Annotated in this window: 19 protein-coding genes; 12 read left to right on the top strand and 7 right to left on the bottom strand. The window is 70.3% G+C overall.

What is annotated here, in order from left to right; translation table 11 throughout:
- The first annotated feature begins 15 nt into the window (after positions 1-15).
- The 7 genes from ABCS02_RS22415 to rplQ all read left to right on the top strand — a co-directional run bounded on the left by ABCS02_RS22415 (position 16) and on the right by rplQ (position 4538).
- The gene (locus ABCS02_RS22415) at positions 16-1389 is read left to right on the top strand and encodes an FAD-dependent oxidoreductase (RefSeq protein ID WP_345838011.1); all 1374 of its coding nucleotides are present in this window, start codon (positions 16-18) and stop codon (positions 1387-1389) included.
- A 142-nt stretch (positions 1390-1531) separates the two neighbouring features.
- The gene (infA, locus tag ABCS02_RS22410; protein ID WP_013583992.1) at positions 1532-1753 is read left to right on the top strand and encodes a translation initiation factor IF-1; all 222 of its coding nucleotides are present in this window, start codon (positions 1532-1534) and stop codon (positions 1751-1753) included.
- Positions 1754-1818: 65 nt separating this feature from the next.
- The gene (gene rpmJ, locus ABCS02_RS22405; RefSeq protein WP_005050492.1) at positions 1819-1935 is read left to right on the top strand and encodes a 50S ribosomal protein L36; all 117 of its coding nucleotides are present in this window, start codon (positions 1819-1821) and stop codon (positions 1933-1935) included.
- Between the two features lie 139 nt (positions 1936-2074).
- A complete protein-coding gene (gene rpsM, locus ABCS02_RS22400) occupies positions 2075-2455 on the top strand; it encodes a 30S ribosomal protein S13 (RefSeq protein ID WP_345837898.1) in 381 nt (126 codons plus the stop codon).
- Positions 2455-2853: a 30S ribosomal protein S11 gene (gene rpsK / locus ABCS02_RS22395; protein WP_345837897.1), complete on the top strand. Its 399-nt coding sequence runs from the start codon at positions 2455-2457 to the stop codon at positions 2851-2853. The genes rpsM and rpsK overlap by 1 nt, the downstream gene beginning before the upstream one ends.
- Positions 2854-2932: 79 nt before the next feature.
- Positions 2933-3922, top strand: a complete 990-nt coding sequence (locus ABCS02_RS22390) for a DNA-directed RNA polymerase subunit alpha (protein WP_345837896.1) — start codon at positions 2933-2935, stop codon at positions 3920-3922.
- Between the two features lie 28 nt (positions 3923-3950).
- Positions 3951-4538 carry a 50S ribosomal protein L17 gene (gene rplQ, locus ABCS02_RS22385; protein WP_345837895.1) on the top strand — a complete coding sequence of 196 codons (588 nt, stop codon included), beginning with the start codon at positions 3951-3953 and terminating at the stop codon, positions 4536-4538.
- Positions 4539-4619: 81 nt separating this feature from the next.
- Here rplQ and ABCS02_RS22380 read toward each other — a convergent pair whose 3' ends face one another.
- A complete protein-coding gene (locus ABCS02_RS22380) occupies positions 4620-6500 on the bottom strand; it encodes an acyltransferase family protein (RefSeq protein WP_345837894.1) in 1881 nt (626 codons plus the stop codon).
- Positions 6501-6549: 49 nt separating this feature from the next.
- On the opposite strand from ABCS02_RS22380, the gene truA reads away from it, so the two are divergent.
- Positions 6550-7383 carry a tRNA pseudouridine(38-40) synthase TruA gene (gene truA, locus ABCS02_RS22375; protein ID WP_345837893.1) on the top strand — a complete coding sequence of 278 codons (834 nt, stop codon included), beginning with the start codon at positions 6550-6552 and terminating at the stop codon, positions 7381-7383.
- Between the two features lie 64 nt (positions 7384-7447).
- A complete protein-coding gene (locus ABCS02_RS22370; RefSeq protein ID WP_345837892.1) occupies positions 7448-8140 on the top strand; it encodes an endonuclease/exonuclease/phosphatase family protein in 693 nt (230 codons plus the stop codon).
- Here ABCS02_RS22370 and ABCS02_RS22365 read toward each other — a convergent pair.
- The 4 genes from ABCS02_RS22365 to ABCS02_RS22350 all read right to left on the bottom strand — a co-directional run bounded on the left by ABCS02_RS22365 (position 8119) and on the right by ABCS02_RS22350 (position 13306).
- The gene (locus ABCS02_RS22365) at positions 8119-8661 is read right to left on the bottom strand and encodes a cell wall protein (RefSeq protein ID WP_345837891.1); all 543 of its coding nucleotides are present in this window, start codon (positions 8659-8661) and stop codon (positions 8119-8121) included. The genes ABCS02_RS22370 and ABCS02_RS22365 overlap by 22 nt on opposite strands.
- Positions 8662-8723: 62 nt before the next feature.
- Positions 8724-10511, bottom strand: a complete 1788-nt coding sequence (locus ABCS02_RS22360) for a DUF4012 domain-containing protein (protein WP_345837890.1) — start codon at positions 10509-10511, stop codon at positions 8724-8726.
- A 9-nt stretch (positions 10512-10520) separates the two neighbouring features.
- Positions 10521-11678 (bottom strand): hypothetical protein, encoded by a 1158-nt coding sequence (locus ABCS02_RS22355; RefSeq protein WP_345837889.1) that lies wholly within the window; start codon positions 11676-11678, stop codon positions 10521-10523.
- Positions 11678-13306, bottom strand: coding sequence for a PAS domain-containing sensor histidine kinase (locus ABCS02_RS22350; RefSeq protein ID WP_345837888.1), 1629 nt, complete (start codon positions 13304-13306; stop codon positions 11678-11680). Before ABCS02_RS22350 ends, ABCS02_RS22355 begins: the two co-directional genes overlap by 1 nt.
- 104 nt (positions 13307-13410) lie before the next feature.
- Between ABCS02_RS22350 and ABCS02_RS22345 the strand changes: the two genes are divergently transcribed.
- Together ABCS02_RS22345 and ABCS02_RS22340 are read left to right on the top strand one after the other, a co-directional pair.
- Positions 13411-14124 carry a fructose 1,6-bisphosphatase gene (locus ABCS02_RS22345; protein ID WP_345837887.1) on the top strand — a complete coding sequence of 238 codons (714 nt, stop codon included), beginning with the start codon at positions 13411-13413 and terminating at the stop codon, positions 14122-14124.
- Between the two features lie 183 nt (positions 14125-14307).
- The gene (locus ABCS02_RS22340) at positions 14308-15867 is read left to right on the top strand and encodes a glycosyltransferase (RefSeq protein WP_345837886.1); all 1560 of its coding nucleotides are present in this window, start codon (positions 14308-14310) and stop codon (positions 15865-15867) included.
- Between the two features lie 16 nt (positions 15868-15883).
- Here the strand turns inward: ABCS02_RS22340 and ABCS02_RS22335 are convergent, their stop codons facing one another.
- Together ABCS02_RS22335 and ABCS02_RS22330 are read right to left on the bottom strand one after the other, a co-directional pair.
- A complete protein-coding gene (locus tag ABCS02_RS22335) occupies positions 15884-17020 on the bottom strand; it encodes a response regulator transcription factor (RefSeq protein ID WP_345837885.1) in 1137 nt (378 codons plus the stop codon).
- A 133-nt stretch (positions 17021-17153) separates the two neighbouring features.
- The gene (locus tag ABCS02_RS22330; RefSeq protein WP_345837884.1) at positions 17154-18203 is read right to left on the bottom strand and encodes a glycoside hydrolase family 6 protein; all 1050 of its coding nucleotides are present in this window, start codon (positions 18201-18203) and stop codon (positions 17154-17156) included.
- A 259-nt stretch (positions 18204-18462) separates the two neighbouring features.
- Between ABCS02_RS22330 and ABCS02_RS22325 the strand changes: the two genes are divergently transcribed.
- A complete protein-coding gene (locus ABCS02_RS22325; protein WP_345837883.1) occupies positions 18463-19296 on the top strand; it encodes a universal stress protein in 834 nt (277 codons plus the stop codon).
- Positions 19297-19496: the final 200 nt, after the last annotated feature.

Raw genomic sequence — 19496 nt, 5'->3', positions numbered from 1 at the left:
GCGAAAGGCAGAACCATCACGAAGCTTCGACTCGCCATCGTCGGCGCGGGCCCCGCCGGGATCTACGCGGCCGACATCCTCCTCAAGGAGGAGCGCGCCTTCGAGGTCTCGATCGACCTGTTCGAGCAGCTCCCCGCGCCGTACGGACTCGTGCGCTACGGGGTCGCGCCCGACCACCCGCGGATCAAGGGCATCATCACGGCGCTGCGCGAGGTGCTCGACCGCGGCGACATCCGCATCTTCGGCAACGTCCGCTTCGGCGAGGACATCACGCTCGACGACCTCAAGCGCCACTATCACGCGGTCATCTTCGCGACCGGCGCGATCCGCGACGCCGATCTGCGCATCCCGGGCATCGACGCGGTCGCGTCGTACGGTGCGGCCGACTTCGTCAGCTGGTACGACGGCCATCCCGACGTGCCGCGGAAGTGGCCGCTGGATGCCGCGTCCGTCGGGGTGGTCGGCAACGGGAACGTCGCCCTCGACGTCGCGCGGATGCTCTCGAAGCACGCGGAGGACCTCCTTCCGACCGAGATCCCGGACAACGTGCACGCCGGGCTCGCGGCATCCGCCGTCACCGACGTGCACGTCTTCGGTCGCCGCGGCCCCGCGCAGGTGAAGTTCACGCCGCTGGAGCTGCGCGAGCTCGGCGAGCTGCGCGACGTGGACCTGGTCGTCTACGACGAGGACTTCGACGGGGACGCGGCCTCCCGCACCGCGATCGAGACCAACAAGCAGGTCATGGTGATCGACCGCGTGCTGCAGTCGTGGCGGCAGCGCCCCGCGGCGAACGGTCGGGGTGGCACGGCCTCGCGGCGCCTGCACCTGCACTTCTGGGCGAAGCCCGTCGAGGTGAAGACGGATGCCTCCGGCCGCGTCCGATCCCTCGTGTACGAGCGGACCCGTCCCGACGCGGAGGGCGGCGTCGTCGGCACCGGCGAGCTGCGCGAGATCCCGCTGCAGGCGCTCTACCGCGCGGTCGGCTACTTCGGGTCGCCGGTTCCGGGCATCCCGTTCGACGAGGTGCACGGGGTGATCCCGAACCACGAGGGGCAGGTCCTGCACGCCGACTCGAACGAGCGCCTGGCGGGGGTGTACGCGACGGGGTGGATCAAGCGCGGGCCGGTCGGGCTCATCGGGCACACGAAGTCGGACGCGATGGAGACGATCCAGCACCTCGTGAACGACCAGGGCTCCTGGTGGCGGCCGGAGGACCCGTCCGAGGCGGCCATCCCGGCGCTGCTCGCGTCCCGCGGCGTCCGCTGGACCGACCTCGACGGCTGGCACCGCCTCGACGCGCACGAGATCGCGCTCGGCGCTCCCCGCGAGCGCGCCCGCATCAAGCTCGTCCCCCGCGACGCGATGCTCGCCGTCTCCAGCGGTGAGTAGACCGGTCATTCCGAGCTCAGGTTGCCGGACACCGTTCGGCCACGTATAGTTGATCTTTGGTGCCTTGCGCCTATTGGCGTGTCCGGGCACCAGCATCCCATCCACCCGCAGACCGACCGGTCTGCACAGCGATAGCGAGGCTATGGCAAAGAAAGACGGTGTCATCGAGATCGAAGGCACGGTATCCGAGGCGCTGCCGAACGCGATGTTCCGCGTGGAGCTGACGAACGGGCACAAGGTGCTGGCCACGATCTCCGGCAAGATGCGGCAGAACTACATCCGCATCATCCCCGAGGACCGTGTGGTCGTGGAGCTCAGCCCCTACGACCTCACCCGCGGGCGCATCGTCTACCGCTATCGCTAGGCCGGTCGAGAAGTAACGGCCCCGCGTGCACGTCACGCGAGGTACGAAGACAGCGAGGAAACATCATGAAGGTCAACCCGAGCGTCAAGCCGATCTGCGATCACTGCAAGGTGATCCGCCGCCACGGCCGCGTCATGGTCATCTGCAAGTCCAACCCGCGCCACAAGCAGCGCCAGGGCTGAGACCCCAAGAAGCTCACACAACTCAATACGACAGGCAGGATCAGAACCCCCGGATCGCATCCGGGGGTGACACCCCGGGTCGGAGGCCCGGGCACCGATCCTGCTCCACACCTCCGACATACTCCATAAGGAGAGCCGCATGGCACGTCTGGCCGGCGTCGACATCCCGCGCGACAAGCGCGTGGTCATCGCCCTGACTTACATCTACGGCATCGGCCGTACCCGTTCGAGCGAGATCCTCGCCGCGACGGAGATCAGCCCCGAGATCCGCGTCAAGGACCTGACCGACGACCAGCTCGTCGCGCTCCGTGACCACATCGAGGGCACGTACAAGGTGGAGGGCGACCTCCGCCGCGAGGTCGCCGCCGACATCCGCCGCAAGGTCGAGATCGGCTCCTACGAGGGTCTGCGCCACCGTCGCGGCCTCCCCGTGCGCGGTCAGCGCACCAAGACGAACGCGCGTACGCGCAAGGGCCCGAAGCGCACCGTCGCCGGCAAGAAGAAGGCGGGTAAGAAGTAATGGCTGCTCCCAAGACCGCTGCGCGCAAGCCGCGCCGCAAGGAGAAGAAGAACATCGCGCTGGGCCAGGCCCACATCAAGTCGACGTTCAACAACACCATCGTGTCGATCACCGACCCGTCCGGCGCCGTCATCAGCTGGGCCTCCTCGGGTGGCGTGGGCTTCAAGGGCTCGCGCAAGTCGACGCCGTACGCGGCCGGCATGGCCGCCGAGTCGGCGGCCCGTCAGGCCGCCGAGCACGGCGTCAAGAAGGTCGACGTCTTCGTGAAGGGCCCGGGATCGGGTCGCGAGACGGCGATCCGCTCGCTGCAGTCGGCCGGCCTCGAGGTCGGCTCGATCCAGGATGTGACGCCGCAGGCCCACAACGGCTGCCGTCCGCCGAAGCGCCGCCGCGTCTGACCCCCGACCCCCTTTTCGCCAAAACTCCATATTCCGTCCAAGTGTCATATAGCGGGCACTTAGCCGAAAGGAACACATCGTGCTCATCGCACAGCGTCCCACTCTGACCGAAGAGAAGGTCGGGGAGTTCCGCAGCCGCTTCGTCATCGAGCCTCTCGAGCCCGGTTTCGGGTACACGATCGGAAACGCGCTTCGCCGCAGCCTCCTGTCGTCCATCCCCGGTGCCGCCGTCACGAGCATCCGCGTCGACGGCGTGCTCCACGAGTTCTCGACGATCCCGGGCGTGAAGGAGGATGTCACCGAGATCATCCTGAACGTCAAGCAGCTCGTGGTCTCCAGCGAGCGCGACGAGCCGATCACGGCGTACCTGCGCAAGACCGGTGCGGGCGAGGTCACCGCCGCCGACATCTCCGCTCCGGCGGGGGTCGAGGTGCACAACCCCGAGCTCGTCATCGCGACGCTCAACGACACGGCGCGCTTCGAGCTCGAGCTCACGATCGAGCGCGGCCGCGGCTACGTCTCGGCGACGCAGAACCGCAACGAGTACGCCGAGGCGGGCCAGATCCCGATCGACTCGATCTACTCGCCGGTGCTCAAGGTCAGCTACCGCGTCGACGCGACGCGTGCGGGCGAGCGCACGGACTTCGACAAGCTCGTCCTGGACGTCGAGACCAAGCCCTCGATCGCCCCGCGCGACGCCGTGGCCTCGGCGGGCCGCACGCTCACCGAGCTGTTCGGTCTCGCCCGCGAGCTGAACCTCGAGGCCGAGGGCATCGAGATCGGCCCCGCGCCGGTCGAGACGGTCCTGACCAACGAGCTGTCGATGCCGATCGAGGACCTCGACCTGTCGGTGCGCTCGTACAACTGCCTCAAGCGCGAGGGGATCAATACGGTCTCCGAGCTGGTCGCCCTCTCGGAGGCGCAGCTCATGAACATCCGCAACTTCGGCCAGAAGTCGGTCGACGAGGTGCGCGACAAGCTCACGTCGCTGGGCCTGTCGCTGAAGGACTCGGTCCCCGGGTTCGACGGCGCGCACTTCTACGGCGGCTACGACGACGAGTCCGTCTGATCCTTTTCACACCACGGAGTAACTGACAATGCCGAAGCCCACGAAGGGTCCCCGCCTCGGAGGCGGTCCCGCTCACGAGCGTCTGCTGCTGGCGAACCTCGCCGCCGCGCTGTTCACCCACAAGTCGATCACGACGACCGAGACGAAGGCCAAGCGCCTCCGTCCGCTCGCCGAGCGTCTCGTCACGTTCGCGAAGCGCGGCGACCTGCACGCGCGCCGTCGTGTCCTGAGCGTCATCGGTGACAAGGAGGTCGTGCACGTCCTCTTCACCGAGATCGCGCCGCTCGTCGAGCACCGTGAGGGCGGGTACACCCGCATCACGAAGGTCGGCAACCGCAAGGGCGACAACGCGCCGATGGCGGTCATCGAGCTCGTGCTCGAGCCGGTGACCCCGAAGGCCAAGCCGGCCAAGTCGGCGGCTGCCCCCGCGGCTGTTCCCACCGCCCCCGCGGCTGAGGAGCCCGCGGCGGAGGAGCCCGTCGCCGACGAGCCCACGGCCGAGGCCGTGGAGGACGCGGCCGAGGATGCGGCGACCGAGGCCGTCGCCGAGGCCGACGCGACCGAGGATGCCGCTGCCGACGAGGCTCCCGCCGAGGACGCTCCGGCAGAGAAGTAAGCTCGCACGCACACGAAGCCCGGCCCCGCTCCCGCGGGTGCCGGGCTTCGTCGCGTCCGGCCCCGGGGCCGCGGGCACCCGCTAGTGCGGGGTGGGGACGCCGCCGCCGAGGAGACGGGCACGGAGCTCGTTGTCGTACACCTCTTGCGCGCGCTCCCGCTCGGCCGCGTCCAGGGCCGTCGCGACCACGCCCGCGAACAGCGTGCCGCCGGCTTCCCCGGGGTGGATGTCGTCCCCGGCCAGGAGGTCCTGGTGCCCGGCGATCGCGCCGGCCCAGTCCGCCACCTCGACATCCGGATGCGCCTGGGCGTAGGTGCGCAGCTCGGCGTTGACGCCGTCGATCCAGTCTCGCGGGGCGAAGGCGTTCACGAGCACGAGGCACCGGCCCGGGCCGATCGTCCGCGAGATGTCGTCCAGCGCCTCGGGGTCGACGGCTCCGTTCGTGCCGAGCGCCACGACGACGAACGGCCGCAGCTGCCCGCGGTCGGCGAGGTCGCGGAGGATCCCGGGTGCCGCCCACATGGACCGGGACACCTCGGCATCCACCTGGATCCCCGGCAGCCGCGCGAGCAGGCCCGGAGCGGAGGCGAGCATGACGGAGTCGCCCACCGCGGTCACCTCGTCGCCCGTGACGGGCTGTGGCGACGGCCCGGTCGGAAGCGGGGGCGGGGGAGCGTCCGTGGGACCGGGGGATGCCGCGGCCAGGGCCGCTGCGCCGGCCGCCACCGCCGACTGGCCGCTGGTCGTGTCCGGCGCCGCGGCGAGCGCGGCCGACGTCCCCCCGACCAACAGGACGGCGGCCGCGACCCCGGCGAGCGCGCCGAACCGCGCGCGGGCGGAGCCGGCCAGCGCGGCCCGGACGCCGCGCAGGGCGCCCCGGAACCCGTGGCGCCGCACGGGCATCTCGAGGGCGCGGTACGAGAACTCGGCGACCGCGAACGTCAGCCCGAGCACGGCGAGCCCGATGCCGACCGGCACGTCGGCGGTCGTCCCGTGGGCGGCCGCGACGAGCAGCACGAGCAGCGGCCAGTGCCAGAGGTAGATCCCGTACGAGCGGTCGCCGATCCAGCGCAGGGGCGCGACGTCGAGCATCCGCCCGAAGCCGGCGCCGGGCCACAGCCCCGCCACGATCACGACCGCGGTGAGGACCACAGCCGCGGCGATCGCGCCGGGGAAGCTCAGGAGCGTCGGCGTCTCGGGGATCAGCGCGACCCCGACGAGCCCGGCGAGCGCGAGGGCGCCCATCGTGGTCGCGGTCGTCCGGGCGGCGCGTCCGGTCATCCACGTCCGCGCGCGCAGCCCGTGCCATCCGAACGCGAGCGCGACGCCGGCCAGCAGCCCGAATGCGTGCGTGTCCGTCCCGAAGTACGCGCGCGTCAGGTCGCCGCCGGCGAGCACGGCGACGCCCATCCAGGCCGTGGACAGCACCGCGACGCCGAGCGCGAGGCCCACGCGCCACCGCGTGCGCGGAAGGAGCAGCAGGAGCGGCAGCAGCAGCGGCCACAGCACGTAGAACTGCTCCTCGACGGCGAGCGACCACAGGTTGCGGAACAGCTCGGGCGACGTCGCGGCGAAGTAGCCGGATCCGCCCGCGATGGACACCCAGTTGTAGCTGAAGGTGAGCGCGCCGAGCAGCTGCGGACCGAGCTGCGCCAGCACGTCGCCGCCGATCAGCCACGCGAACGTGGAGCACATCGCGAGGAGCGCGAGCAGCGCCGGCACGAGCCGCCGCGCCCGTCGGCGCCAGAACGACACGAGCCCGATGCGACCGCCCGTGGCGGTCTCGCGGAGGAGCAGGGTCGTGATGAGGAAGCCGCTGATCACGAAGAACACGTCGACGCCGATGAAGCCGCCCCGCAGCCACCAGCCTGGGAAGAGGTGGTAAACGACGACCAGCAGGACGGCGACGGCGCGAAGGCCATCGAGTCCTGCGAACCGTGCGGCAGCGGGGGTGGTGTGCATGGGGGAGCCGGGACCCCAGTCTACGGGCCGGCCTCGTTAGGCTGAGAGGATGCGGGTGCGGCTCGATATCGCCTACGACGGGACGGATTTTCGCGGCTGGGCGCGGCAGCCCGGCCTCCGCACCGTGCAGGGCACGCTCGAGGAGGCGCTCGCCCGGGTCGTCGGTGGCGAGGTCGTGCTGACGGTGGCGGGGCGCACGGATGCCGGCGTCCACGCGCGCGGTCAGGTCGCGCACGTCGACCTGGACGATGCGCAGGAAGCCCGCCTGCGGCGCACCCGCGACGCCGACCCGCTCGCCTCGCTGCCGCGGCGCGTGCAGGGGGTCCTCGGCCCCTACCCCGACGTCGCGCTGACCGCGGCATCCGTCGCGCCGGAGGGCTTCGACGCGCGCTTCTCCGCCGTCTGGCGCCGGTACGAGTACCGCCTCGCGGACGACCTCTCCGGCTACGACCCGACCGACCGCGCCCGCACGACGACCTGGCGCGGCGCGCTGCACGTCGCCGCGATGGATGCCGCCGCGCGGTCCCTCACCGGACTCCACGACTTCGCGGCGTACTGCAAGCCGCGCGAGGAAGCCACGACGATCCGCACGCTCCTCGAGTTCGACTGGCACCGGGACGACGCGGGCGTCCTCGTCGCGAACCTCAAGGCCGACGCGTTCTGCCACAGCATGGTGCGCGCGCTCGTGGGCGCGTGCGCGGCCGTCGGCGCCGGCCGGCTGACGGTGGCGGATGCCGCGCGGCTGCGCGACGAGCTCACGCGCACGAGCGCGTTCAAGGTGCTGGCCGCGCGCGGCCTCACTCTGACGGAGGTCGGCTATCCCGCCGCGGAGCTGCTCGCGTCCCGGGCGAACCAGACCCGCGCGCGACGCGCCCCCGCCTGAACGCTGCCTATGGATCGGCGCGATCCGACTGCCCGGCGCCAGGGTCTCGGCCTAGGCTGAGCCCGTGAGAGTCGTGTCGTACAACCTCCGCAAGCATCGCGCGGCGTCCGAGCTCGCCGAGCTCGCCGAGAGTCACGGCGCCGACATCATGTGCCTGCAGGAGGCCGACACGAGCGACCTTCCGGAGCGGATCGGCGGGCTGCGCCTCGCCCACGCGACCCAGCGGAACCGGCTCGGGCTGGCCGTCTACTACCGCGAGAACGAGTTCCGCGCGATGGACGTCCGCGCCCTCGCGCTGAAGAAGTCGCTGCACGACTACGTGCTGAAGCCCGCGGAGGAACGTCTCCTCGGCGTCCGCCTGCTCGACATCGACCACGGGAGCGAGCTGATCGTCGCCTCGTTCCATGCCGCCCCGCTGACGGCGCTGAACTCGCTCCGTCGCCACCAGATCCGCACCGCGCTGTCCGAGCTGCAGACGCTCGGCCCGTCGCTGCCGGTGCTCATGGTCGGCGACTACAACTACCCGGTCTTCAAGGAGAACCTCGGGCTGCGCGTGCGCGATCAGGGGTACGAGCTCACCCTCAGCGACTCGCGCACCTACACCCGTTACCGCTTCTTCCGCGGCCACTACGACTTCGCGACCTCGACCGGCTTCGACATCGAGAGCATCCGGACGCTGCCGCAGGGGCTCAGCGACCACCTGCCGATCCTCGTGACGGCGGAGCCGGAGCAGCTCTACTCGGAGCGCGTCGCCTGAACCCGGCGCACCGCGACCGCGATCGCCACGACGGCGCCCGCGAGGACGAGTGCCCCGCCGCCGACCCACAGGCCGACCGTGCTCGAGGCGTTGAACCCGGTCACGGGCAGGGTGCCTACCGTGATCGTCGCTGTTACGCCGGGGGAGGACGGACTGAACACCGCGATCGTGTACACGCCGGATGCCCCGCTCGGGAACGTGACGGTGATCGGTCCTGCGCCGCCGGCGGCGTTCGCCCGCGCGTCGCGGTAGGTCGAGGTCGTGCTGTCGAACCGGACCAGCGCGTAGCTCACGTCGGTGCCGCGCTCGCCCGTCGTCGTGACGGTCAGCTGCTCGCCGCTGCCGAACGTGCCGTCTTTGATCCGCACCACGATCGACCCGCCGGGCTCGACGGTGGTCGACGACACGACGATCGAGTCGGACGGCGGGTAGACGGCGGCCTGCGCCGCGCCGGCGATGCCGAACGCGGTCATGGCGGAGAGCAGCAGGGACGCGGCTGCGGTCGCGAGAAGACGTTTCATCTCTCGTATTTCCGTGGGGAATCGACGGGGGGATCGAAACGCCGGCGCAGCCGGCTCGGTCATTATCCCTTGCGAGAGCATTCCGCCGCAAACGGAGCCGCCTGCGACTGCGGGATGACCGGCGTCATCTGGGCTCCGAGCTCGGCCGTCTGCGGGGTCCGTACCCGCACGGTCGCCGAGGCCTGCTCGCCGGGGGCCAGCTGCGTCGTCCACGTGACGACGGGGTGCCCCTCGTACGTCCCGCTGCCGAAACCGCCCGCGCCGCCTCCGGTCGAGTCGGTGAACACGGTGCTCGAGCCGGCCGGTAGGAACAGGTAGGCCACGGTTTTCGCTGAGCCGTCCGGGACGCCGTACACGCCGCCGCCCGTGATGTACCACGGTAGAGATGCAGCATCGGCCGGAGCGTCGTTGCGCAGCGTCACCGTCAGCGCGGCATCCGGCGAGCCCTCCGTGTCTGTGCACCACGTCGTTGCGCTCGCGACCCGCAGATAGTAGTCCATCTTGGAGCCGGTGCCGTCGTTGAGGTAGACCCCGAAGGTCGTCCGGTCGCCGTTCGTCGCGGGGAGCGTGCCCTGGAGCGTGGTGCCCTCGATGATCTCCTGCTCGTCGGGGTGCGTGCTCCACATGAGGACCCGGCTTTCCGCGTCAGCCTGCGCGAGCGCCTTCACGAGCCTTCCCGGATCGGCGGACCCACTTGCGAGGCTGTTGAAGACGGCGACCGTGGCGGCTGCGAAGAACGCGTCCTGGTCGGCGGGCTTGGGGTAGCGGAGGTAGACCTCGTTGAGGAGCAGGGAGACGGCGTTGGCGCTCGTGAGCGTGTCGCCGGACGGTAGCTTCACGGGTCCGGTCGCGGCGAGGATGTACGAGAGCGCGACCGGGTCGAGCGAGATGACCCCGTCGACTTGCTGTCCGGTGCGCCCCGCCCACATCGCGCGCGCGAGGGCCGCCGTCGTCGGGAAGTCGGGCACCTGAGTGACGTTCTGCATGAAGAGGCCGGGGCGCCGGCTGAACACCTGGACGAGGTCGTCCGAGAGCGGCAGGACCGGATCGCTGTAGCGCCGGAAGTCCGCCCCGGAGGCCTGCTGACCGAGCGTGATGCGGCCGGCATCCGTGTGCAGCACCGTCATCGCGCCCGCGATCCCGCCGAGCGACCGCCATTCCGCGTTGTTCTGGAAGACGACGAGGTAGTCGCGGGGCCCGTTCCCGCCGAGCACGGGCGCGAGGAGCGCGGTGGCCTGGGCGAGGCCGTCGACCGTCGAGCGCGTGCGGTCCAGGAAGTCGGCGGCGCTCGTGATCGGCGCGCGGAGCGCGGGGAGGAGGACGCTCGTGTCGATGCTCTGGACGGCCGCGTCGGCGCGATCGACGTCGGCGACACTCTGGGCCGCGGCGGTGTGCAAGGTCGCGAACGCGGAGAGGTCGAACGCCCCGCCGTGCGGACGCAGCGACGCGATCGACACGTTCTCCGCCGCGTCGACGAGCGGGCGGACGCCGTCGGAGGCGACGTCGTCGATCGACGTGATCGTCGTGGTGACGGCGGACAGCTGCGGCCCGACCCAGGGGAGCGCCGCCGCGGCGCTCCACACCGGACCCGAAGTCAGTGCCCGGGCGGCGCTGGTCTCGGCGGCCACGCGGTCGAGCGTCGCCGCCGCCTTCCCGATGTCGGCCATGTCGAGCGACACGTCGGCGGCCGCGTTCTGCGCTGCGCGGACGTGGCCGAAGGCGAGGAGGGCGGACACGCCGATCCACACGGCCCCGAGCACGGCGACGACGAGACCGATCCCGAGGACCCAGGCGACGACACGTCCTGCGGTCCGGCGGCGGGCGGAGGAGGTCACGGGGGGAGCGGCCACCCCACTACCTTAGACAGCGGGTTCGATGGATCGATCCAGGTCCGCGTCGGTGACGCGGTACCAGCGGTCGCCGCCCGCGGCGGCGGCGCGCTCGACGGCCATCGTCGCGGCGTCGAGGAGTGCGGCGAAGTCATAGCCGGCGACATCGACGGTGACCCAGCCGACGCTCGCCGAGCTCTGCAGCGTCTCCAGGCCCGGACCGCCGTAGGCGTTCACGGCCTTCAGCAGCGCGCGGACCAGCTCCCGCACGACGACCGTGCTGCGCGGCACGAGCACGACGATGCGGCCGCTGCCCCGCCGCCCGATGTCGGCATCCGCGGGGAAGGTCTGCCGGACGTGGGTGTCGAGCTCGCCCGTGATCGACGCGAACGAGCCCGGGCCGGTCGCGGCGCGGATCGTCGCCTCGTCGTCCAGGTGGATCGCCAGCAGCGCCCAGGACTGCTCGCCGCCCTCGTCCGCCCGTCGCAGCCGCTCGCGCGCGACGTCGCAGAACCGCGCCCAGTCGGCCACCGCGTGCCGCACGGTCGCCGGCCGGCGCTGCTGCGCGAGCCAGACGATGCTGACGAACAGGCACGTGACGTAGATCAGCATCCCGATCGCGTTGAGCGTGCGCACGAGCGTCAGGTCGTCGCCCTCGGTGGGCGGGTAGAAGACGCCGGCGATCGCGCTGCCGAGGGCGAACGCGACGAAGGCCGCGGATCCGATGAGCATGGGCTGGAGGAGGACGTCCGTCCGCTCCGGCAGCCGGAGGATCTCCCAGACCGCGAGCGCCGGGAAGATCGCCGCGAGGAGGAACGCGATGCGGAAGCAGAGGCTGTAGATCGGCAGCGTCCCAGGAAGCAGGAGGAGCGCGAGGAGCACGAGGATCGTCGGCAGGAAGAGCCACGCCATTGACGGCGCTCGGCGCCATGCCCGGAGGCCTGCCCACGGGAAGACGGTGCACGCGAGGAGGGAGGCCATCATCGCGCGGCGCAGCATCTCGAGCCCGTCGAACATCGCGAACACGGCGATGAGCACGAAGATCGCCGACAGCAGGAAGCCGATCGCCCACAGCAGGGTGGCGCGATTCGGATGCGGGACGAACGCGAGGCCGATCACGAGCAGGGCACCGAGGGTGGTCAGGACCGCCTGCGCGATCCCGATCGTGTCGGCACCGACGGGCAGCATCAGACGAGCTCGTTCGCCGCCGGCAGCACGATCGTCACGCTCGTCCCGAGCCCTGCCTCGCTGTCGACGTCGATGCTCCCACCGTGCTCGGTGAGGATGTCGCGCGAGATGCCCATGCCGAGGCCCGTGCCGGGGGTCTCGCTCTCGTGGGCCGTGCCGGCGCGGAAGTACGGGTCGAAGATGCGGGGGAGGTCCTCGGAGGAGATCCCGATGCCGGTGTCGGCGATCGTGACGGCCACGACGCGGGAGTCGGCGCGACCGCCGATCTCCACGATGCCGTCCCGCGGCGTGTACTTGATCGCGTTGCTCAGGACGTTGTCGATGACCTGGCGCAGCCGGAAGGCGTCGCCCAGCACGGGCAGCGGGTCGGCCAGCTCGATCGTGACGCGGACGCCGCGCAGGGTCGCCGCGGGCAGGAAGGACTCGAGCGACGCCTCGAGGACGCCGCGCAGATCCAGACGCACGGGATCGTGCGACGCCGGCTCCTCGCGTTGAGAGGCCGTGAGGATGTCGCTGATGAGGTGCTGCATCCGCTGACCGGCGCTGTCGATGATCTCGAGCTGCTCGCGGGTAGTGGGGGCGAGGGTCCGGTCGTCGAGCGCGAGCTCGGCGTGGCCGATGATCGCGGTGAGCGGGTTGCGGAGCTCGTGCGAGACGACGGCGGCGAGACGCTCGCGCGCGTTCTCGGACTCGATGAGGTCGGTGACGTCGTGCACGATGAGGAGCGTGCTGGCGGGCTCGCCGTCGACGCCGTCGAGCGGACGTGTCGTGACCGACAGTGCGTGCCACGAGCCCGCGGCGTCGTAGAGCCAAACACGCTCGTCCTCCAGGGCCTCGCCACGCATGGCGCGCGCGAGCGGTCGGACGAGCTCGGAGAGGGCGTTGCCGCGCAGCGTCGCGTACTCGACGGCGCGCGCCGGACGGGTGTGGTCCTCGCGGTCGATCCCGTAGAGCTCGATGTAGGTGTCGTTGATGGCGAGGATGTCGCCGTCCGCGCCGATGCGCGCGATCCCGACGTCGAGGCCGTTGAGCATGCGCGACACGCGCTGCTCCTGCGCGCTCACGCGCTGGATCGTGTCCTGCATCCGCTGCGCCTGACGGCGCAGGAGCTGCTTGAACGCGCGGGTCTGCGCGGCAGCGAAGTGGGTCGTGAGACCGATGAACAGCAGCGAGATCGTCACGATCATGAGCCGCAGCGCGACAGTGTCGTTCGCGCCGCTGACCGCCGAGTCGACCAGGACGCCGACGGCGATCGCAGCGATGACGGCGATGAGGGCGCCGATCCGGAAGTGCGTCGCGATCCAGATGACGGGGAACACCCAGAAGAACGCGAACTGCATGTCGGAGCCGAGCGTCATCGCGGCGACACCGAGCACGTCCCCATAGGGGAGGATCAGCACGAGGTCGCGGGGCAGCTTCGCCCACGGCAGCACCAGCGCGAGGATCGTCGTCAAGAAGATGATCGCGACGCCGGTAGGGTAGTTCCAGCTCGCGAACTGCTCGGGCATGATGCCGAGCACGACGACCGAGATGATCGCGACGCTGCCCGCCATCAGCAGTTGCGTCAGCCAAATAGAGCGCGTGCGCGACATCGGTGCCGGCGACAGCGCGTCACCCCCTGCTGACATAGCCCCGAGTCTATTGTTGTTGCCCTACACTGACTGCGACTTCCCCGACGTGCCGTGAATCCCGACGCGTGCCGCGGGGCGACCCCTCACGAGGAGAGTACCCCGTGTCACTGCGTCAACCCACCCGCCGCGGCGCGCGCCGTCTTCTGCTCACGACCGCGATGATCGTCGTCGGCGTGACCTCGATGACCGGATGCTCGCAGGTCTCCGACTTCTTCAATCAGGTCCAGGGCAAGCCGGCGGCCGTATCGGTGCCGTCGCCGGTCCCGAGCCCGTCGGCCTCGCTCCCGTTCAACTCGCAGTTCACGTACGACGGCTCGGTCTCGCTGTCGTCCGACCTCGAGGACGGCCTCGAGCTGCGCCTCGACGTCTGGGCTGTGGATCCGAAGCGCACGGCGGAGTGGACGCCCGCGAACCCCAAGACGTTCGGCTTCGCGGTCAACGTCTACGACCACCGGGTGGACGACAAGGCGGTGCTGACGCAGAAGCGCCGCGTCTACATCTCCTCGGTCTCGATCACCTCTCAGACGGCGCAGACGTCCGGGCAGGTGCAGACTCCCTTCCAGTTCAGCGCCGATCCGCGCACGCTCGTCCCGCAGGACACGCTCCGTAACGACAAGGGTCTCCTCCTCAACAGCTACCAGGGCGGCCTGCTCGTCCCGGCGACCGTGATCCATCAGCTGCCGGCTGACACGTACGGTCTGACGCTCCAGTTCGCGCTCAACGTCTCGGTGGAGGGCAGCGCGAACACCGACACCAGCTTCACGACGCAGACCGTGTACGAGTACCTGCCGATCGCGATCTACCCGACCTCCTGATCGGCGCCACCCTGGGGAATCTTGCGGATTCCTTGCGCAGAAATTGATGGAGCGGCCTCGCCCTGAGGCGGCGTTCCCTGCCCTCGATCCGCCAGACTGAGGGCCGGTCCTTCCGCCCGATACCCGAACCCGCGGAGTAAGCAGATGTCCGGATACAGCAGCTACAGCAGGATGCAGCCGACGATGACTCGCCCTGCCGCGGCGATCGCTCCGCCGCAGTTTGCGCCGCCTCAGTACGGCGTGCCGCCTCAGTACGGCGTGCCGCCTCAGTACGGCGTGCCGCCTCAGTACGGCGTGCCGCCTCAGTACGGCGTGCCGCCTCAGTACGCCGCGCCGCAATACCCTGCCGTGCCGACCCACAGCGACGACTTCTTCTCGGTTCTGGAGAACGTCACGGTCCACCGCTCGACGATCGGCTGTGTCATCCCCGCCTACAACGAGGAGGAGTCGATCGCGGCCGTGATCGAGGCGCTGCTGGGTCAGACACGCGTCCCGGACGTCATCCACGTCGTGGTCAACAACACCTCCGACCGCACTGTCCAGATCGCCTCGCAGTACGCCGGCCCGCACGAGATCCCCACTGCGGTCGGCGAGCAGTTCACCGAGGTGTTCGTCCACGACATCGGCAAGAACCCCGACAAGAAGGTCGGCGCGCTCAATTACGGCTATGCGCTCGTGGAGGGCTGCGACTACCTCCTCGGCGTGGACGGCGACACCATCGCCGAGCCGGACGCTGTCGAGCTCTTGGAGACCGAGGCGATCGCCGACTCGCGGATCGGCGGCATCTCCGCGATCTTCACGATCGACTACGCGCCCATCAAGGGCCCGATGGCCAAGTTCCTCGTCGCCGGTCAGCGCACGCAGTTTGCCGCGTTCAACCTGCAGAACCTCCTCCGCGGGCGCAACATGGCCGTGCTCGGCGGGCAGTTCTCGATCTTCTCGACGACGGCTCTGCGCGAGACGATGAAGGAGAACCACCAGTCGGCTCCCTGGGTGCGCGACAGCGAGGTGGAGGACTCCCTCCTGTCCCTGCAGATCAAGACCGCCGGATACCTGACGAAGATCAGCCCCTATGCGCGCGCGTATGTCGGCGGCATGACCTCGTTGAGCGGGCTGGATGCTCAGCAGGTGAAATGGACCGTCGGCGCTATCGAGCTCATGTGGCCCGGTCAGCGCGGGGACACCAAGGGCCAGCCCCTCCACCCCAACCTTCGTCTGCGGTGGTTCGAGAACTTCGGCATGTTGACGAACCTCTTCGTCCGTGTCGCCTTCCTGGTCCTGCTCGCCGGATCGCTGTCGATCAACGCGTTCGTCTTCTCCGCGTGGTGGCTGATCCCGCCGGCGGTCGCGACGCTGCTGAACCTGCGCATCGCGCGGACGATGAAGCACCACGACTCGAGGGACATCGCGTTCGCGGGTCTCGTCTTCCCGGCCGAGATCTACATGTGGATCCGGCTCAGCCACTTCGTGCGCTCGTGGAGCCGATTCCTCTCACGGAAGAAGGTCGACAACTGGGCTGCGCAGGCGAACGCGGAGCGGCGCGGCGGCCTGGGCCACTGGACGCCGCTGTTCCTGCTGGCCGCGGTGTTCGTGACGATGGCCTTCCTCTGGAACATCGCCGGGCCGGCCCTGCAGTCGTCGATCCTGTCGATCGGGTGGCCGATCGTCGGCGTCGTGACGGTGATCCAGACCTTCATGATGTTCATGAAGCTGGTTCGCCGTCAGCACGGCTACATGGTGTGAGCGCTACGCGAGCGCCCTACGCGGGTGCCGCCTCCGACGTGAGCCGGTAGCCGACGCCGCGCACGGTCTCGATGTAGCGCGGGGTCGTGGGGTCGTCGCCCAGCTTGCGGCGGAGGTTGGTCATGTGCGCCTCGATCGCGCGCTTGTCGGCCTCGCCGACGAGGTACGAGGTGACATAGGACTCGCCGCGGAGCACGAGCGTCAGGTCCGCCTTGCTGCGCACGCGGCGCTTCGACTCGAGCAGGGTGGCCAGCAGATCGAACTCGGTGCGCGTCAACTCGATCTCGCGATCGCCGACGAGCACGACCCTGCTCTCCGGGTCGAGCCGGAGATCACGGTGGACCATCCATTCGCCGCCCTTGGGCACCGGTACATCCATCTGCTGCTGCGGGACTTGCTGCTGCGCGACGACATGCTGCTGCGGGACGACCTGCGGCGGGACGACCTGCTGCGGGACTTGCTGTTGCGGGATGACCTGCGGCGGGACCACCTGAACCGGCGCGGCGGGAGCCGGCATGACCGGGCCGGGCGCGGGCTGGGCCGGGGGCGGGACGGGCATCGCCGGGGCAGGCGCCGGCACGTACTGCGCGGGCGCCGGCACGTACTGGCCGGGGAGCGGCTGGGGCGTGCCATAGTTCTGCGGCGGCAGGGTGTAGGTCGGCTCCGGCGGAGTCATCTGCGGGGCACCCACGCTCTGGGTGGCGGGGCGGGCGCCCGGGAACGACGGCCCGTGGCTCTCCTGCTGCGGCACACTGTTCTGCCGCTCGCTCGGCCGGGGTCGGCGGAGGAGGGCTTCGACGCGGGCGCGGAACTCGCGCGGCCGGAACGGCTTGACGATGTAGTCGTCGGCACCCGCCGCGAGCCCGAGAACGACGTCGGCCTCCTCGGTGAGGCCCGTGATCATGATGATGTAGGAGTCGCTCTGCGCGCGGATGCGGCGTGCTGCCTCGAATCCGTCGATGCCGGGCATGTTGACGTCGAGCGTCGTGAGGAACGGCTGATAGGCGATGACCGCCCGGACGCCGTCGATGCCGTTGCCGACGGAGATCGTCGAGAAGCCGGCCGCCTCGAGGACCTCGACGACCAGGTGCCGAACGTCGGGGTCATCTTCGACGATGACGGCTGTCTTCTGGACCGTCCCCTGATCGCTCATTCGCTCGCTCCCGCATGTGACAGCCCGCGGCCGCGGACATGCCGCCTACCGCGAGAGGAATGGCCCAATTGTTCCACAAATCCACCCGGCTCCCGGGTCGCCGCACCGCTTGTTGCGCGGGTCCCTACGCTGCTCATTTCGCTGCTCCCGGATCGACTTCGCGCGTGAGTCCGACCGCGCCGGTCGCCCACCATTCCCCTGCCGGCGGGCCGCCGTTGCAGGCGCCGTCGCTCTCGCCCGGCGGCTTGATCCAGAGGTTGGTGTCGACGACGTCGTCGCCGTACGTCCCACCGGCCTCGCCGACCAGTCGCCCGGGAGGGTTGCACCAGTCGCCGGTCGGCCCGGCGCCGTTGCGGGAGCTGTCGACGATGGCGTGGGATCCGCCGAGCGCGTCGGACACCTTGTGCGCGTAGGCGAACTCGTTGTAGGACCACTGGTAGTTCGAGACGTTGGTCGCGAAGCCGCGGATCTTGTCGCGTTCGCCGACCTGGGCGATGAGGCTCGCCATCTGGTCGGGGGGCAGCCAGTCCGAGTGGCCGCCGTCGAGGTAGATCCAAGTGTTGATGCTCGCGAGGCGTTCGATCGCGTCGCGCAGCTCACTGACGCGCTCGTCGACGTTCCCGCACTGCGGGGCGAGCGCGAGGCTATCCGGCTCGAGCACCACGATCTTCCGGACGTCGCCGGCGGTGCGCAGCGCGTCGCCGATCTTCTGGGTCCACTGCTGGTACGCGGGCTCGTCCAGGCCCCCGGCCGAGTGGTTGCCGCAGTCGCGCCCGGGGAGACCGTAGACGACGATCGCGAGCGACGCGCTCTGCGTCCGGGCCTCGCTCTCCAAGTGCAGCACGCGATCCTGCACTTCGTCGATGCCGTCGAGCTCCGGCGTCAGCCAGTACGCCGTCGGCTGTGCGGCGAGGTATGCCGCCGCGTCGTGCTCGCCCGGTGTCCCGGTGCCGGACGCCGCGGCCTGCGCGGCCTTCGACTCGTCGGGCGCGACGATCCGGGTGCCGACGCCGGGAGGGCTGGCGCCGAGGGCGAGGAGGGCTTGTGAGGCGATCCAGCCGACGACCCCGAGTGCGGCGATGCATGCGAGGAGCCCCGCGACCACGATCGTGACGATCGCCCAGGCCGGCAGCCGTCGGCGTCGACGGGGAGACCGCTGCGGTGGAGCGGAAAGCGCGGTCACTCTCGCACCTTACTGGGCGCGTCGTGAGATGCGGCCCCCTCGAGGAACAGGGGGGGTTCGAGGGGGCCGCGGTGCATGTGCCTCAGAATCGCAGGTTGCGCGGGGGGTGCAGGGTCAACCACTCGCCCAACGGGGATCGTCGGGCCGCGATCCCTAAAAGGGGGTGAGGAACATGCACGGCCAGGATAAGGGCCTCCGGCCCGCATGGCAACAGGCGGTCTGCGCACGCAATAGCCTGGATCGCGAGGAAGGGATGGGGATGAGCGATTCGATCGTCGTGGGAGTGACAGGGACCCCGGCTGCGCGCCGGGCGGTGGACTGGGCGGTCGCCCGTGCCGCGAGCCGTGGACAGGACGTCGTCCTGCTGACCGTGGTCGGCGGAGCGATCGGCGCCGTCGGCGAGGCCGAGGTGCTGGCTACGGCGGTGGCCGCCGCGGAGTCGGTCGTCGCGGCGGAGGCGGATCGCGTGCGCGCCGAGGGCGTCACCGTGACGGCGCGCGCCAGCCACGGAAACCCCACCACCGAGCTGATCGACGCGGCGAAGGATGCCGCGCTGCTCGTGATCGCGAGCGAGCCCCGTGAGCATGGCCGCCGCAATGGACCCCACGGGCCGCACGTCGTCGCGGGTGCGCGCTGCACCGTCGTGGTCGTGCCGGACGTCGACATCGAGGGCCGCCACGGCATCGTTGTCGGGATCGACGGATCGGATGTCTCGAAGAAGGCGATCGAGTTCGCCGCGGCGGAGGCCGACCGACTCGGCGAACCGCTCATCGCGGTGTCCGCCTGGTCGCCGGTCGTCGTGCCAGGTGACCTCACGATGTATCCGGACATGTACGTCGCCGACCTCGAGAGCGCCACGAAGGGTCTCGTCGAGGGCATGACGGAAGGCATCCGCGCGACGTACCCGGACCTCGAGATCGTGACTCGCGTCGAGGACGGCGACCCCGCGTCGGTCATCAACGACATCGCCGCGACCGCCCGGCTGGCGGTCGTCGGGACGCACGGGCGCACCGGCTTCACCCGCTTCCTGCTCGGCTCGACGAGCGAGCAGGTCCTGCAGCACCTTGTAACGGTCACCGCCGTCGTGCGCTGACCGGAGCGCCGTCGTTGCGCTGTCCTTGAGGTTTTCTTGCGCTGATCTTGCGCTTGCGTTGGTGGGACGTCGCGGGTCGCTTGCGGTCGGCTGGGTAACTTGGCAGCGCAGGTTCGCGAGGGGACGGGAACCCGAATCTCCCGTCCCACCGCGAACCCGCCGGTCTCCTACACTCTTCTTCTCTGAACGCCGTCCTCTCG

The organism is Microbacterium sp. X-17 (assembly GCF_039615055.1).
Note: the sequence above shows the minus strand (reverse complement) of the source record. Positions and strands in the feature narration are given on the sequence as shown.